The organism is Prevotella pallens ATCC 700821 (assembly GCF_000220255.1).
In the GTDB taxonomy this organism is placed as follows: Bacteria; Bacteroidota; Bacteroidia; order Bacteroidales; family Bacteroidaceae; genus Prevotella; species Prevotella pallens.
On sequence record NZ_GL982513.1, the window covers coordinates 856,614 to 872,017 of the forward strand.

The 15,404-nt window shown below is 41.5% G+C and carries 12 protein-coding genes; 3 read left to right on the forward strand and 9 right to left on the reverse strand.

The features are described from left to right. The first annotated feature begins 205 nt into the window (after positions 1 to 205). A complete protein-coding gene (locus tag HMPREF9144_RS03185) occupies positions 206 to 1,636 on the forward strand; it encodes a hypothetical protein (RefSeq protein WP_006044419.1) in 1,431 nt (476 codons plus the stop codon). A 14-nt stretch (positions 1,637 to 1,650) separates the two neighbouring features. Continuing rightward, entirely contained in the window at positions 1,651 to 1,830 is a 180-nt protein-coding gene (locus HMPREF9144_RS03190; protein WP_006044420.1) for a hypothetical protein, read from the forward strand. 269 nt (positions 1,831 to 2,099) lie between these two features. On the opposite strand, the gene HMPREF9144_RS13240 is transcribed toward HMPREF9144_RS03190, so the two are convergent. Continuing rightward, positions 2,100 to 2,387: a hypothetical protein gene (locus HMPREF9144_RS13240; RefSeq protein WP_006044421.1), complete on the reverse strand. Its 288-nt coding sequence runs from the start codon at positions 2,385 to 2,387 to the stop codon at positions 2,100 to 2,102. 277 nt (positions 2,388 to 2,664) lie between these two features. On the opposite strand from HMPREF9144_RS13240, the gene HMPREF9144_RS03195 reads away from it, so the two are divergent. Then, entirely contained in the window at positions 2,665 to 3,129 is a 465-nt protein-coding gene (locus HMPREF9144_RS03195; protein ID WP_006044422.1) for an HU family DNA-binding protein, read from the forward strand. Positions 3,130 to 3,206: 77 nt separating this feature from the next. On the opposite strand, the gene HMPREF9144_RS03200 is transcribed toward HMPREF9144_RS03195, so the two are convergent. The 8 genes from HMPREF9144_RS03200 to HMPREF9144_RS03235 form a co-directional block, all read right to left on the reverse strand. Continuing rightward, complete coding sequence (locus tag HMPREF9144_RS03200; RefSeq protein WP_006044423.1) at positions 3,207 to 6,164, reverse strand: leucine-rich repeat domain-containing protein; 2,958 nt, start codon at positions 6,162 to 6,164, stop codon at positions 3,207 to 3,209. 211 nt (positions 6,165 to 6,375) lie between these two features. Next, positions 6,376 to 7,305, reverse strand: coding sequence for an ADP-ribosylglycohydrolase family protein (locus HMPREF9144_RS03205; RefSeq protein ID WP_006044424.1), 930 nt, complete (start codon positions 7,303 to 7,305; stop codon positions 6,376 to 6,378). Positions 7,306 to 7,377: 72 nt separating this feature from the next. Further along, positions 7,378 to 8,373 (reverse strand): acyltransferase family protein, encoded by a 996-nt coding sequence (locus HMPREF9144_RS03210; RefSeq protein WP_006044425.1) that lies wholly within the window; start codon positions 8,371 to 8,373, stop codon positions 7,378 to 7,380. A 185-nt stretch (positions 8,374 to 8,558) separates the two neighbouring features. Further along, complete coding sequence (locus HMPREF9144_RS03215; protein WP_040595544.1) at positions 8,559 to 9,824, reverse strand: leucine-rich repeat domain-containing protein; 1,266 nt, start codon at positions 9,822 to 9,824, stop codon at positions 8,559 to 8,561. 86 nt (positions 9,825 to 9,910) lie between these two features. Then, on the reverse strand, positions 9,911 to 10,336 hold the full coding sequence (locus tag HMPREF9144_RS03220) for an HU family DNA-binding protein (RefSeq protein WP_006044427.1): 426 nt from the start codon (positions 10,334 to 10,336) through the stop codon (positions 9,911 to 9,913). A 127-nt stretch (positions 10,337 to 10,463) separates the two neighbouring features. Continuing rightward, positions 10,464 to 11,339 carry a hypothetical protein gene (locus HMPREF9144_RS03225; RefSeq protein ID WP_006044429.1) on the reverse strand — a complete coding sequence of 292 codons (876 nt, stop codon included), beginning with the start codon at positions 11,337 to 11,339 and terminating at the stop codon, positions 10,464 to 10,466. A gap of 146 nt (positions 11,340 to 11,485) precedes the next feature. Continuing rightward, positions 11,486 to 12,301 (reverse strand): hypothetical protein, encoded by an 816-nt coding sequence (locus HMPREF9144_RS03230; protein ID WP_006044430.1) that lies wholly within the window; start codon positions 12,299 to 12,301, stop codon positions 11,486 to 11,488. Positions 12,302 to 12,539: 238 nt separating this feature from the next. Next, positions 12,540 to 14,891, reverse strand: coding sequence for a TonB-dependent receptor (locus tag HMPREF9144_RS03235; protein ID WP_006044431.1), 2,352 nt, complete (start codon positions 14,889 to 14,891; stop codon positions 12,540 to 12,542). Between the last annotated feature and the right edge of the window lie 513 nt (positions 14,892 to 15,404).

Genomic DNA, 15,404 nt, shown 5'->3' on the forward strand with positions numbered 1-15,404 from the left:
TCTCTCTCTCTCTCTCTCTCTCTCTAGTAATGCAGGCGTAAACAAAACCTTACACTTTTTCGTACGCGCGCGCGAAGGACCGTGCGCAACTATCGTAAACAAAGGACTTCCGTAAGTTTCCTTTGCTCTTTTTTTGTGCTTACGCTAAACGAATATAAGACAGCTTTTTATTTACAAACAAGATAACAAACAATAACAAAGACAAATGAAAACAAAGATTACGACTCTAATTCTCCTGTTCTTAGGATTGTTGTCAGGAGAAACATCTGCGCAGACTACTTATCAGTATACGGACGCTGCAGGACTTAAGTGGGATTTTCAGCTTGATGGTACAGGTGGAGCTAAGATTACTAAACTGTACCAAACAGGTCCATCATTCGTTACCGAGCCAGGGACAAATCTTAGAGGTGATAATGTTACATGGATACGATATACCGGTGATGTACTTAGAGTACCATCATCAGTCAGTGATGGTACGAATACATATCCTGTATATTATGCAGATTTCGATACATGGTATCTAAATATCTATGATAAGGTTATCTTTCCAAATACATTAAAGGAACTTACTCGTTTCGGACATTCTTCTGTCAAACGAATTGAAGTTGAACCTGGTTGTCAAGTAACGAAACTCGGACATCTTTATTTTGCAGGCTATTCCTATGAATTCCCTAATCAATGGGAGACAGCCCTCTACTACGACTTCTCAAACGTCCCACTGACCGCTGGCTATGACGGTCCCTTTTATGACTTACCCGACAACACGCTGATATTCCTCAATGCTGCATCAGAGGCAGTTTGCCCATATCGTGAGCAGATGACACCAATAGGAAACAGCCGTAGACCTTACAATTGGCAGGACGAAAAATATAGAAACACTGTCCGTGGCGGTGTCTGCGGTGATTTGTTTGTTACCGACGAGGAATGCTTCGAGAGCCCGCGCAGCTTCACAGCCGAGAAAGCCAACTACGACCGTGTATTCTCTAACACAGCAGGCAAGGCCGTCAGCACCCTCTACCTGCCTTACCCAACCGACCTGCCTACTGGTATGCGTGCTTACACACTAACAAGCAAGGGCACTGATATTAATGGCGACAAGGCATTTATGTTCTCACCATTACCCGATGGAACTCGTTTGCAAGCAAATACCCCTTATCTGGTTCAGATTACAGATGGACAAAGTCATACATTACCAGAGATGCACAACGTAACTGTACCTGCAACGCCAAACGTAGAGAACAGTGCTGTTGTTGCAAGTAACGATGGCAATTGGAAGTTTTATGGTACTACATTAAAGATACGCAACGATAAAGCTTTTGCCAAAAAGGCTTATTATCTAAATGGTAACAAGTGGTGGCAAGTGCAAAGTGGTGTTGCAAACGACTTTATTGCTCCTTTTCGTTGCTTCATAAGCAGTCCTACGGGTGCAGTAGCTGCCCCAAGTTTCTTTATGGTATTAGAAGACGATAACACTGCAGATGATATTAAAGCGCTTGAAACAGAAACGAATACTGATATTAAGAGTGGCAAATATCCATTCTACTCTGTAGATGGTAAACAAATGGGCAACGACTACAATAAGCTTGAGAGCGGACAAATGTATATTGTGAATGGCAAAAAGTTCTATAAAATTTAAATTTGAGAAAGAAAATGGAAAAGAAATTATATAATAAACCCACGTGTAAGAATCATCGTGTAGAAACAGAGAAAATGTTTTGTCTGTCAATTCCTATTGGACAGGGAGCAGGTCCCGGCGGTGGCGGTCAGGCAAAAGAGAACCCATTCTCTTTAGACGATGACGACGATAGCGAAGCATCGCAAGATAAATAAACATATAGGAATAAAGTGTTTTCGGCGTACGATAAAGAGGTGTACGTGGTGAACAAATAAACAGAGTATTTGTAGGGTGGAATATCCACCTGATAGAATACAATTAGTTTCAGTTAATCTATTTTAATTCAGTGTGGTGGCGACGTGAGTCGGTGCCACACTTCTAAAATAAGAATATCATGAGTGCACAGATACTATGGCACAAATGAAAAACAAAATTAATGAAACAAATAAATACCCACACCGAATTGTATAAATGCAACCACATATCATAATGGGTGTACGAGGATAAAACATTGGTGTGCGTGGACAATCCGCGGTATGATATTGGGAAAAATATTGTGTACACGTGGAATAAACATTGATTGCACATAAACAATATCAGCGTACATTCCGTAGGCGTAGGGGACCGATTCATCGCGCCCGTCCCCACGAATTATATAAATGCAATCACGCATCACAGTTGGTGCACGTGGTGTAAACGTTGGTGTGCGTGGGTAAATATTACGTGTTCGTGGAATAAATATTGATTGTGCATAAACAATCGCAGCATACATTCCGTAGGCGTAGGGGCGCCGATTTATCGCGCCCGTCCGCAAACATACACTGGATAAAACCAAATAAAAACTCGTGTTGAAGAAAATCTCAAATGCGAGTATAAACAAACAATTTATATAACTCAGCCGAAGGGCTACAATTTTATATTCTGACAGGTGTAGGACCCGTAAGGCACGGGTGTAGGACTCGTGGGGCACGGCAGTAGGACCCGTGGGGCACGGCAGTACATTTCGTTGATATTAACAATTGGGGCTTTCGGCTTAACAAATTTTTATTATGGCTTTTTATAAGAAAACCAAAATGAAAGTGAACGGCAAATGGTATCCTAAAGCCGTTTTAGTATCGAGTCCGGCAACAACAGACCAAGTGGCAAAACGTCTGGCAGCAGAATCGACAGTAAGTCCTGCCGATGTGCGTGCAGTGCTTACGGCATTGGGCGGTGTGATGGGCGACTTTATGGCGCAAGGTCGTTCGGTGAAGCTGGACGGTGTAGGTTCGTTCTACTTTACGGCTGTTACAAACAAGAACGGTGTGGCAACGGAGAAAGAAGTATCGGCGAACCAAATTAGTGGCGTTCGTGTGCGCTTTATTCCCGAAACCCGATATCGTGGAGCAGGCAAGGGCAGGGTGTCTACCCGAGGTTTATCGGACGTAGACATTGAGTGGAACGAATGGAAAGGCAAAGAAAAAGAAGCCGACCCAAAGAAACCCGAAGGCGGTGGCGGACAACCACACCCGTAAGGTAGCACAAGCGTAGCGTTATGTAAAGATTATGGAGGGTGTGCCTATTTGGGCACACCCTCTTGAAGTTTTTCCTATTAAAGCACAACTTTCGTTGTTGTTATATTTTGGCTAATATCGTCGGTGCATCGAACAATGCAAGCTCCGTCAAACGGAACACTTATGGTAGTGTCTTGATGGTTAAGATGCTGTTGTACCAAAAGCTTTCCATCGAGTGTGTAAACACGTATGGTGGATTGGGCAAATGGGCTGTGTATGCGCAACAAACCTTCGCTTGCGACAATGGAGAGTGTGTTGTCGGCATTGGCATTGTCTATTCCGTCGGCGCAGCCACTGCCATCTCCTTCCACATAAACCTTCCAGTTCTTCTCCGTTGCGATAGAGGTTTTGCTTGTCAATGCGGCTTCGTCCTTCTTTGTACCGTTGTATAGATTATACTTTTTAGGCATTGTTGGCAATGTTGGCAGCTGGTTGTAGAGGGTGTTGAGCTCGCAGGCACTCATACCGTTGGCAGTAACGCCGAGCTGTTTAAGGCTGGGACATTCTTTCAGGTTCACGCTGTGGAGTTGGTTGTAAGAAAGTTCTAATTCTTCCAAACTGCTCAAGCCCTTCAGTTCAACCTTTGTTAGCTTGTTCGTTCGTAGGTTGATGACTTTCAGCGCAGAAAGATTTTCGAATGCGATGGCTTCAAAAGCATTTTTAGAGAGCAATGCTTTTTCTAAGGTCGAATTATTTTCGGGGAATGCAATTGTGGTGAGTTTACACTCGGTTGCATCTAATAGTGCTATTTCCTTATTCTGCGAAAGGTCGAGCGTTGTGAATAGGTTTTTACTACACCACAGTTTCTTCAATCCCTTCAAAGGCTTCAAGTCGATTTGATTTACTTTGCAAGAACTGAATCCAAGTTCTTCCAATTCTTTGTTGTTCTCCAAATTGAGCGATGTAATACCTGTGTTTCCTTTGAGCATAAGAAACTTTAGCTTGGCAAGTTTCGATAGGTCGATGCTTGTAAGTTTGGTTTCCATAGAGTATAAAGACAGCAATTCGGGAGAGCTTACCTTGAGCGATGTAATGGGATTACCTGAACAATTAACATCCTTGAGTTGGGTGAATGCTGTCAGGTCGAGGCTCGTGAGTTTGTTGTTTGTGCAAGAAAGCTCTTCCAATGGTGCATCTTGCGGAATGGTGAGCTTGTCGATAGCACATTCGTTGGCTATGATATGCTTTATTTTATGGCAGCTGCTTAAGTCTAATTCTGTGATGCGCTTCATACGAGAGCAGTCCACGTATGTAAGGTTAGGGCACTTGCTGACATCTAAATCAGACAGGAAGTTTTGCGAAGCCACCAATCTGATGAGGTTCTTGCAGTGCGAAAGGTCGAGCTCCGAAATACTGTTGCTGCCGAATATCTCAAGATTTTGCAGTTCGGTGCTGTGGGTTAAATCGAGTTCCGACAAGTAATTGTAAGCAGCTTGCAGCACTTCCAGCTTTGGACAGTTCGATACATCTAACACCTTCAGCTTGTTTGCCATACAATTCAACTTCGTAATGTTACCCTTTATCTTTAGGTTTGTACCCTTTACGTCCGACTTTATCTCACTGAAATCAGTGCCAAGTGTGTAGTTCACTTCTATGCCGTCGCCCCAGTCGATGGTAATAGGCGTGTTAGCCTCTTTCGCAGCGAGGGTAAAACTGATTTCGCCAGATGCTTGTGCGGTAGTCATAGTAACCTCGGCAGGTTGCTCGTTGGTAACGTTTATGCCGCAAGACTGAAGTACAGAAGCCAAGTAAGGCTGCTCGGTACAAGGGTCTATGATGGAAGCAACGAGGCGATACTTGTCAGCTTCGAAGTCTTCGATGGCAAATGGTTCGGTAGCAAAGGTGTATGTTCGGTCGTTGTTTACCTTGAGTTCGTAGCCTTCCACTGGGCTAATCATCTTTACAAACTTATTATACACGGTGCCGTCGGGGATTTCCACGTAGCCGTCTTCATCGGTTTCAGGAATAAAGTTGTTCTCTACGAGATATACATTCATACGCAACCCCTTTGTTTCCTGTTGCTCGGATACCTGACCGGTGATGCTACAAACAAACTTTCCATCGCTGTTCTTTGTTACAGAAGGAGTCATTTGCGCAAAGGCAGGACCGTAGAAACCACGTTGTAGCAAGTATTCGTAAACGTCAGTAACCTTTGAACTAATCTTCATTGCGGGCGAATAGGTGCTGAGGTCTTCCAGCTGTGTGTGGTTGTTCAGTGTTCCGTATGGTGTCATCAAGTTTCTGTTCACCATCATTCTTGGCATTTCTCCAATCTTATACATCTTTGCCAATTTGTTTTCCTGTTGGCTTGCCTTGAATGTTGCTTCGCCAGCTTGGCTCACGAACGTTACCAGCTCGTAGCAGTTCTTCTTCTTTGTTTTGTGTTGCAGGGTTACGATGCTTGTTGCAAGTCCACGATAAAGGTCGTATGCCTTTTTGTCGGTAGGGTCTGCAAAAACCTCTACATAGTGTGTCGGCATGCGGTAGGTTCCTTCAACAAAGTATTGACGGAAAGGCTTTACGCGCACACCCATGTCTACTTCCATACCATTTACCTTGTAAGGCTTTATGGTAATGATGTGTGGGCGTGTGTCGTTCGGAGCTTCGAACGAGATAAAGCCCACACCGTCTTCCATCGACTGTCCCGGAGCGAGCTGAATATCGTTGCGTGTCTTGTACTTGACATTTGTTCGGTCGTTGTCGAACCAATATTCAAATTCCACCGTATTGATGGTAGTGTTCGACTGATTGTCCATATAGAACACATAAAAGATAGGTGCGTAGGGTTCTTCCACCTTCTGTGGGAAATAGTTTGCTCCATAGAAATCGTCAAACTCCAACCCTTTCAGTTCCGGAGGTAAATTTCCGGCAGGTGCTTTTTGTTGGTTCAATCGTAGCCTCTTGTACGTATTTTCCAGTGTTTGAGCCTTGGTAGGCATAGACAGGAATAATGCCGCAAGCAAGAAACCGATTACATGTAAATGCTTTTTTCCCATATTTCCAATAGATTATAGTTATTAAATAGGGGAGTAACTATTTTGTTAAGGTAAGGCAGCCGACTCCCTTTCACTGCCCTCTGTATAGGTTCTTAAGTGTAATCAACACTGATGTAATAGTATTGCAAATATAATTATTATTTCTCACAAACGGAAATATACACTGAAATTATCGTATGTTAATACGATGCAGAAATGATGGTGTTGTTCCTTAGATATCAATTTGCATTAAATAGTTGGTAATGCGCATCAAATCACTTTTTCTTGTCAATCCATCAGTATATTTCTGTGGAATGGAAGTATAGCCAAACTTTGCTCCGAGCATAGCACAGGCCACAGCAGCGTTGGTGTCGGCATCGCCACCCTCATTAACTACTCTGAGCAAGCCCTCTTCAAAGTCGTTTGCATGAAACAGGCACCATAATGCTGAACCCAGAGCCTTTAGCGTGTATCCTATGCTCGAAGGCTCGTCAAGTTCCAGACTCTCAATGCCGTTATAGTATGCCTTGTCGATATATTCTGCGATGCTTTTATCGTATTTGTTGCCGATTGTCATTATCTGTGAGTAGGAAAGCTGTTCGTCGTGCCATATTAAGTGGTTTATAATTTCAGAAACAATAACGCAAGAACCCACACAGCGCGGGTCGAAATGGGTAAGTTTACAGACATCTTCTGCTGTTTGTGCCACATTCTCCTTCTTTAATCCTATTATTGCAGTGCGCATTACAGAACCGTTGGCTGCATTTTTTGTTCGTGTCATTCGCCAAATCAGTTCTGCCACTTGGTGTGGTTTCTCCACATATTCGGCTATCGACAGCACTTTAAGGGTGGTTTGTCCTACACCACGTGTTTCGGGAGCATAGACCCACTGCTTGAAATTCCTTGCAATGGTGTGCAGATTTATGCCCTTATCCTCGATAATAGCATTGGCAATGCACAGCATCATATCCGTATCGTCACTCCAACTGCCTGGCTGGAACTTTGCTCTATGGTAGTCTCTGATGATTTGGCTGTATTCTTTCAGTCCATCAGGATACTTCTCCCTTACTTCTGTCTTCGACAGGAATTCAGTGCCCAGACCGAGTGCATCGCCAATGGCTTGTCCGAAAATAGTACCGTATATCTTATCTTTTGTTTCCATTTCTTTTGCTAAATTCCAAATTATGTTCTCTTGAATTAAAGCGCATAAGTATCATGCTGTATTTTGTTCTTGTTACTTACTATATACTTGTTCTTTGCTACTGTTGAAACTGGTTAGGGCATGTTTTCGTCCGAATAGGAATGGTGAAAGATGCAGCAGGTCTAAGACTTTGCAGATGCCAAGACTACCGATTACACAGATGGGTAACGAGATGCAAAGAAACAACAAGCGTGTTGAATCGAAAGATAAATAAGGTATAAACACTTTGCAGCATAATGTGAATATGGGCGAGAAGATGTATAGAATCAAAGAGTTGCGCCCTAAAAACAACAGTATTTCTTTCGATTTAATTGGGACGTATGGAAACACAGTTAGCAAGAAAGAAAACACGAAATAGACTATCATAACACCTCCTATCGTTGCTCTATTGAATGCCGAAGGATAGAAATAAAGAATTGCCAAGACTACAAGCGACCACCACGACCTGCGGAATATGGTAAGAAAGGAAAGTGAACTTTGACGAACAAGAACACCAACAAGGAAATACATTGCACATGTAAACGAGATAATTCCTGATAGAGAAAGGACATAATAAGCTATTCCTAAGATTATAAGGCGTGAAAAAGCTGAGGCTTTTGCCCATCGGAATACAGAAAAGTAAAGCGTTCCACAGATTATCAGGGTGTGCAGATACCAATACGGGCCTAACGGACGAAGGCATAGCTTGTTGAGCATTACCTCTATTGATAGCGTTGGTATATGGTCTTTTATTGGCAGCAGCGATGCCATAGCTACATATCCCATCTCCATAATAATGTAGGGCACGGCAAGCCACAATACTGTTTGGCAATAACTTTTTATAGGCTTGCCTACTTTCGACAGATAGCCCGATATAATAAGAAAACCAGGCATGTGGAATGTGTAGACGAAACTCTTCAGATAAGGATAGCCATCGCCGATATAGGCAAGATGAAAAGTTATCATTAGGAGAATGAACAGAGCCTTGAGAAAATCTAATTCCTCAATTCTTTTCTTTCCTTCTTCGCTTTGATTAGATGGTATATTCATATTGCTACAGTTGCTTTTATTGTACAAAAGTACTTATTTTCAGGCTATTTGCCAAACGAATGTTTTACATAAGGTGATAAGATTATGGTGTTTGTATAAGCAAATAGTGGTTGTTCTGAACTTCAAAACAACCACTATAGTTGAACTAAACAAAACACCAGTGTGTGTTATGTGTATGAAATAACTTACTTAACACATACTTTCTTGCCGTTTATAATATAGATTCCGTGTGAAGGTTGTGTATTGTTTGGCAAGCGTTGTCCGTTAATGGTAAAGATAGTTGTCTGTGTGTTGCTGTCTTGACTAATTATTGTGCTGATACCAGAAAGGTCGTGCTCTGATATTCTGGTGAAATCTCCCCATTGTTCTGCCTCAGCATATTCATTTCTATGACCTTTAGGCACTTTTAGTTCGCATGCAATTTTGTCTACATTCTCAAATACTCCAGCGCCCATAGCAGCTCCCTTTAATGGAGTGTCGCGAAGACAAGTAATACATTTTAGTTGTTTACAGCCATCGAAAGTGTACATTCCTATCTGTTCCAGACTGGCTGGAAGAGTGATTTCGCTTAATGTTTCGCAACCATTAAAAGCTTCGGCTTCTATACCTTTTAAGTTATCAGGTAGTTTTATGTTTTTCATTGCTGCGCAACTACCGAATGCCCAAGTGCGAATAAACTCTATGGTTGAAGGTAGCGAAACCTCTTTTAGGGCAGTGCATCTGCTGAACATATAGCGTTTAAGTTCGGAGATATTGGCTTTAATGATGGCTTTCTCTAATCCCGTACAATTATAAAAAGCGAAGTCGCCAAGGTCGGTAACAGTTTCTGGTATGGTTACTTCGTTCATTTTTGAGCAAATACCAAAGGCAAGCATACCAATTTTCTTCAGTGTAGGAGGGAAGTTGATGTTTTTAATTTCGTTGCACATAAAGAACGATGCAGCACCGAGTTCTACTGTTCCTTCTGGAATATCGTAGTTGGTAGCCCTCATATTTGGATACGCAATTAGTTTATTTCCACTTTTATCGAAGAGAACTCCGTCTACATCTTTCAATACGGTGTTATTTGCATCTACTGTGATGCGTTTCAGTCCTGTGCACGATAAGAAAACTTGTTCGCCTAAACTGGTTATGCTGGCAGGCATAGATACCGATGTAACCTGTGTGCAACCTCCAAAAGCATTGTCGCCGATACCAGTTACAGTATATTGTTTACCTTGATAGTTTACGTTGGCTGGAATTGCGACATCGCCTTTTATAGGACTATTATACAATGTTCCTGTTGCCTCTAAAAGCTCATCGAGTTCTGTAGTAACTTGTACATATTGCTTTGTTGCATCTGTTATTTTATAAAAGAGTTTGCCTTCTTGAAAGTCATAATTCTTTTGTTGTGCGCATACCTGCAAGGCTACTGATAGCAGGAATGCTATAATGGGTAAGGTTTTCCTCATAGTTGTTTTTTTGTTTTTTGCCACTTGTGTGGCGATAGTTTCTTTTAAGTTTATTCTTGCAACTTTTTCTTTACGGAAGAGGATTATTATTCTTCTTCGTCTTCAGGGTCAGCCCACACAACTTGTACGCCCGACGCAAAGTCTTGTGTGCTTTTGCGAGTTTTAGGGTCGCGACGGCTTGCTGGTAAAAATTTACACTTCACTCCTTTTACATTCTTTTTAATGTCGAAGTCTTCTTTGTTTTCTACTGGGTCGCTTTCTACAGTTAGATGAAATCGACCTAATCCATCGAGTACAACAGTGTTACCAAGACTTAGATTGTAGCTAATTTCGTCTACTAAAGCCATAATAATACCTGTAACTTCGCCACGTGTAAACGATGTGTTTGACTGGATAGCAGCAGCAAGATCGGCTGTTGATGTTTCTCCGTTGCTTACTACTCGTGCATGCCGTTTACCACCTCGATTTGCCTCTTTAAACTTGCTTTGTTGTAGTCTGATACTTATTGCCATAAAGTTCTGCTTTGTTTATTTTGTTTTATTTTGCGTGCAAATATACGTAAATTATGTGCAAATAGCAAGAAAGATATAGGAAAGCAAAGACCACCGCAGCGTGTATCCATGCAAAAAAATATTGCTTTTATTGTTTTACTACCTTCTTATTGTTAATAATGTATATGCCTTTTGGCAATTTATTTAAGTTGTCAGATACACGAACTCCACTAAGTGTATAGGGATTTTGATTGGTCGTATTCACAATTGGCGTATTGATGGAAGCTGGATCTGGCGCGATAGTTACCCAATCTGTTACGACCTTATTGTCTTTTCCAAATAATGTGTAGTAAGTATATTCACCATCTTGAAACTCTTTCCAATATGCACCTGCAGGTCCAGTAACATCACAATCTCTGAACTCAGGCTTATTATCCCATACCCAACTGATACTACCAGCATATTGATCGTCGCTCATACCTTCGCCTTTGACGCGTACATTGCAATGGTTAAATATCCAATAGCCGTCACACAGTCCGTATTCTCCTGCACAAACTTCCAAAGTACAATCATTCACGGTGATAGAACCTCGATTAAAGATGCCTTTCTGATAGTCTTTATTACTTGCTGTAGTTGACGCATTTATTATAAGGCTACCGTTACCCGTAAAAATAATACTATTGTCCTTACCATTCCATAATCCTACACTCTTCTCTGCAGTAACGGAGTTGTTACCAATGAGATGAATTGTCAATTTCTCACCGAGATTATAGATGCCTACTCCATAAATAGTCTCTGCCGTATTATGGATAGTTACATTGTCAAGTGTAAGAGTTTTGGTAGCAGGGTCATACTTAGCATTTCCTTTCACACCATCAATAACAGAAAGATCGTTGCAGTTGTCAGAGGTAACTTGTGCACCGGCAATTATTAATTCATAATCTTCTGTCTGCGCCTGTGCCATACCTGTCCACATTGTCGCTACTATAGCGAAAACGAATGTGAGTAATGCTTTTTTCTTCATAATTCTTTTGTTTTAATTGTGAATAATAAAATGAATTATTCTGTTGGCTTTAACCCTTATATGAGCGAAGTGTATTGTTAGGTAAGTATAGGATAATAGAAAGAGTATTACTCCGCACCGTAGAAAGATGCGGAGTTAAGTTGCTTTTACTGTTTAACCACTTTCTTACCGTTTACAATGTATATGCCTTTTGGCAATTTGTTTAGGTTGTTAGAAAGGCGCACACCGCTAAGTGTGTAGATACTTTGCTGTGTATTGTTGGTGTGAGCAACAGGAGTTTCAATGGCTGTTGCATCTTTAACAATAACAACTTTGTCGGTAACTTTTTCTCCGTCTAATGCGATGCAGTGCATATCTTCATCGAACGCTGCTCCTGAAGGTTCTGAAATTTTACAACCAATTAGCGAGAGAGAAGCAAAGTCGCAGATAGAACCTTTATCTGTTCCTTCTGCAGTTACATTAGCATTCTTAATAACAAGTTTTTCGGTTGTTCCGTTATATCCAGCAATACCATATTCTGAGCTTTTTACCTTTACATTGCAATCGTCTATGGTTAAATTACTTTTGTTGGCGTAAATAGCACAGTTTTTTTGGCTTTCAGCTTCCAAAGAACCGCCGCCTGTGATGGTAACAGCACCCTCGTACAGAATAGTCGAGTTGTTCTCTGAACATAGATAGTTGTCGCCTATAACCTTTATTGTCAGACCATCTATTTTAGACGAGATGGCATTCTTGTATTTATCTACCTTGATAGATGCATTCTTCAGCGTGAGCGTCTTCGTAGCATTGTCGTACTTTACAGTTCCGCTCACACCTGTAATAAACGACAGGTCGTTGCAATTGCGTGATGTTACTTGTACAAGTGCAATTGTAAGGTCGTAATACTCTTGAGCCTGCATTGCTGTTGTCCACATTGTCGCCATAATGACGAGCATAAAAGAAAGTAATGTTCTTTTTTTCATAATCTTTTGTTTTAATGTTTTATAATTAGATGAACTGTATTGTCTGGGTTTAAACTGCTCTAATAGAGTAGGGCAGACAGTTTGAGAGTCTTTAGGTATTATACCGCTGATAGTTTTATTGTATCGTTGGTTAGAAGGTTGTTAATAGCTAGACTATCGCTTGCAAATGTAAATCTTTTTTTTGAAAACAGCAAGCGATAGCCAATAAAAGTGAAAATGTGTTGATAGAGCTGTGTGCTTAATACATTAGTTTTATTCCGATGTAGAAGCAACGTGGGAGCGATGGTCCATAGATATAGGAGGCATCGCGGTTCCACCCTTTGTCTAAATCGCGTTGGTAAGTGTTGCCTATATTCTGAATGCCTGCATTGAGTTGTGCTTTTACTTGTTTGTAAATATCGAGATTGTAGCTTGCTTTCAAACTTAGTGTGAAGAATGATGGTGTTTGCACTGCTATTGGCTTTTCTACTCCTGAGCCTGCTGCGTGCCCTACGAGCATACTTCCATTGTAGTTGCCAGAGAGTGCTATGGACAGATGCTTAGTGGGCGACGACTGCACCGTGAAGTAACCATATATGTTTGGTGTACGCAAGAATTTCTTTTCGGCTGGTGCGTCTTCGTCCCATTCTACGGCTTCTTTGTATTGGCTACGTTGTACGGTGAGTCCGCTTTGCATAGATATCCATTTTGAGTATACGGCTTTTCCTTCTATATTCATACCCCAGACGGTGGCTTGATTGGCATTGAAGCGTTCGAGAATGCGAATGCCGTTTTCGTCGTGTTCGTTTAAAACTCGTTGAGCAAATACGTTGTTTAGGTGTGTATAGAAGGTTTCTATTAAGATGTTGGTTTGCACATTGCCAAAGTTATAGTACATATCGGCTGAGAGGCTTAAGCTGTTAGAGCGTTCTTCTTTAAGATTCTTTGCTAAATAGGTTTTTATGCGTTCTCCGCCTGCCATACTTGTGTGCAAATCTTCGTCGAATGTTTGTGGTGCACGAAATCCGCCTGCATAGGTTAAGCGTAAATGAATGTTTTGTGTTGCATTGAAGCGTAGGTTTGCTCGTGGACTGAAGATGAGGTGGTTTATGAGATTGTGTTTGTCGAAACGACCGCCTAAGAGTATGCCCCAATGTTCGTTTTTCCATTCGTTTTGAAATAGCATGCTGCTGGTTCGTACGGTTTGTTTGGTTATGGTGTTGTAGCCGAGTGAGTGGTCGTTTAGTGCGTCGTAAGTGTATTCGGTGCCAAGGGTGAGTTGTGCTGGCATAAAGAAGAGTTGCCCGAAGTTGTGCACAAATTGTATTCCTCCCATTAAGTTTGTATCGTGTGTTTTGCTGTATGCTTTTAAGGCTTCTGCTTTGCTTTCGTCTGAGCCATCGCCTGTGCCTCCATAGTAGCTGTTGCGCGATACGAGTTGGAAAGAGGTGTATGCTGTGAGGTGATTTAGTCCGTTGGGTGTAAAGAGGTCGTAGCTGAGTGAGCCTCCGTTTATATCGTGGTCGAGCTTTTCGGCTATGTTGGATTCGTGTACAGGTAGGTCTAAGTTGTTACCGCCACGGCGATATTCGTTTAGTGCGTGGTATTGCAGTTTCAGTTTAGAATAGTTGTTCAGGCGTAGGAAGGCGCCCATTCCAATGGTTTTGTTTATTAGTTTTGGAAGGTCGGTGTAGCCGTCTTGGTCTCTGTCGTAACCTCCACGGTTGCGACTTTGTCCGTATACAGAGAATCCTGCTTTGTTGTTGTTTGACACTATGGACGTGTTCACTGTGGTGTTGTTTTCGAATGTTTTTCCTCCTTCGTAGGCTGTAAAGGTATGTGTTAATTCGGCGTAATTGCTTAATGGTTCTTTTGTAATGATGTTGATGGTTCCGCCTATTGCCGATGAGCCGTATAGTGCTGAGCCTCCTCCTCGTACCACTTCTACTCGTTCTATCATGTTGGCTGGTATTTGTTCTAATCCGTATACTCCTTGCAGGGCTGAGAATACGGGGCGTGAATCGATGAGTATTTGTGAATAGTGTCCGTCTAACCCGTTAATGCGTACTTGCGAGAAGCCACAGTTGGCGCAATTGTCTTCTGTGCGAACGCCTGGTTGAAAGTTTAGTCCTTGTGCCAGACATGTTGAATTGGTAATGTTGAATGTTCGTGTGTCTATTACGTTTACCAATGTTGGTGCGTTGCGCCTTAGCGATATGCTTCGGTTTGACGACACTACTACTTCGTCTAAAGCTATTTCGTCGGTTGTTAGCACAAAGTTTATGGTTTGCTTTGTGTTCTTTTCCACTTCTATGGTTTGCTTTTCGGCGTGGTATCCGGTGGCTCGGGCTTCTATTGTTTGTTTGCCCAGCGGAAGGTCTTCTAAGTGGTAGTAGCCTTCTGCATTGGTAACACTTACAATCATAGTTCCTTCCACTTGTACTGCTACGTGTGGTATTGGCTCGCCTGTGGCTTTACTGGTTATGTGTCCTGCTATGTTTGCATTTGTTTTTAGCTCTCCGTTTGCGTTTGCTGTTATTGGTAGCAGTGTGAGTGTTACAAGCATAATTGTTTTTAGTATATGCTTGGTTTTCTGGTGCAATTGTTTCATTTTTTGTTTTCTTAATTGTTGTTTTGTTTGTTCTAAAGTATTGAGAACCTTTGTTTTTCGTATAGCTTTTCATTGATGTAAGCTTTACGCTGCAAAGGTAGTATCATTGGTTTGTTTGTGCAATACCTAATATTTAGGATTTTGTATGTATTGTGTTTCTACGAAAAGATGCGTGTGATGAGGCTGAAAGCTTATTAGCTTTTAGTAAATTGTTTATAAGTTTTCTATAAAAAGCTTATAAGCTTTTTTTAATAGCTTATAAGCTTTATGTAGATAGCTTATAAGCTTTTTGCGAATAACTTATAAGCTTTTTGTTAATAGCTTATAAGCTTTTTGCGCTTTCTTTGGTATGTTTTCTTGCTTTGTTAGTGTATATATTTGGTTTTGTGTAGACGTATTTTTCTGGAAATCAATGGATGTGTGGAATGGGTGGTGGTATAAAAAGATAAGCAGACACTCGGTTTTTCGAGCATCTGCTTATATGAATTGTTGTGTATATTGGCTTGTTTAGCT

Excerpts from the sequence above, each read along its gene's own strand:
- HMPREF9144_RS03215 (WP_040595544.1), bottom strand. The coding sequence starts at position 9,824 with ATGAGGAAAACCTTACCCATTATAGCATTCCTGCTATCAGTAGCCTTG.
- HMPREF9144_RS03225 (WP_006044429.1), bottom strand. The coding sequence starts at position 11,339 with ATGAAGAAAAAAGCATTACTCACATTCGTTTTCGCTATAGTAGCGACA.
- HMPREF9144_RS03230 (WP_006044430.1), bottom strand. The coding sequence starts at position 12,301 with ATGAAAAAAAGAACATTACTTTCTTTTATGCTCGTCATTATGGCGACA.
- HMPREF9144_RS03205 (WP_006044424.1), bottom strand. The coding sequence starts at position 7,305 with ATGGAAACAAAAGATAAGATATACGGTACTATTTTCGGACAAGCCATT.
- HMPREF9144_RS03190 (WP_006044420.1), top strand. The coding sequence starts at position 1,651 with ATGGAAAAGAAATTATATAATAAACCCACGTGTAAGAATCATCGTGTA.
- HMPREF9144_RS03210 (WP_006044425.1), bottom strand. The coding sequence starts at position 8,373 with ATGAATATACCATCTAATCAAAGCGAAGAAGGAAAGAAAAGAATTGAG.
- HMPREF9144_RS03220 (WP_006044427.1), bottom strand. The coding sequence starts at position 10,336 with ATGGCAATAAGTATCAGACTACAACAAAGCAAGTTTAAAGAGGCAAAT.
- HMPREF9144_RS03185 (WP_006044419.1), top strand. The coding sequence starts at position 206 with ATGAAAACAAAGATTACGACTCTAATTCTCCTGTTCTTAGGATTGTTG.
- HMPREF9144_RS03200 (WP_006044423.1), bottom strand. The coding sequence starts at position 6,164 with ATGGGAAAAAAGCATTTACATGTAATCGGTTTCTTGCTTGCGGCATTA.
- HMPREF9144_RS03235 (WP_006044431.1), bottom strand. The coding sequence starts at position 14,891 with ATGAAACAATTGCACCAGAAAACCAAGCATATACTAAAAACAATTATG.
- HMPREF9144_RS13240 (WP_006044421.1), bottom strand. The coding sequence starts at position 2,387 with ATGTATGCTGCGATTGTTTATGCACAATCAATATTTATTCCACGAACA.
- HMPREF9144_RS03195 (WP_006044422.1), top strand. The coding sequence starts at position 2,665 with ATGGCTTTTTATAAGAAAACCAAAATGAAAGTGAACGGCAAATGGTAT.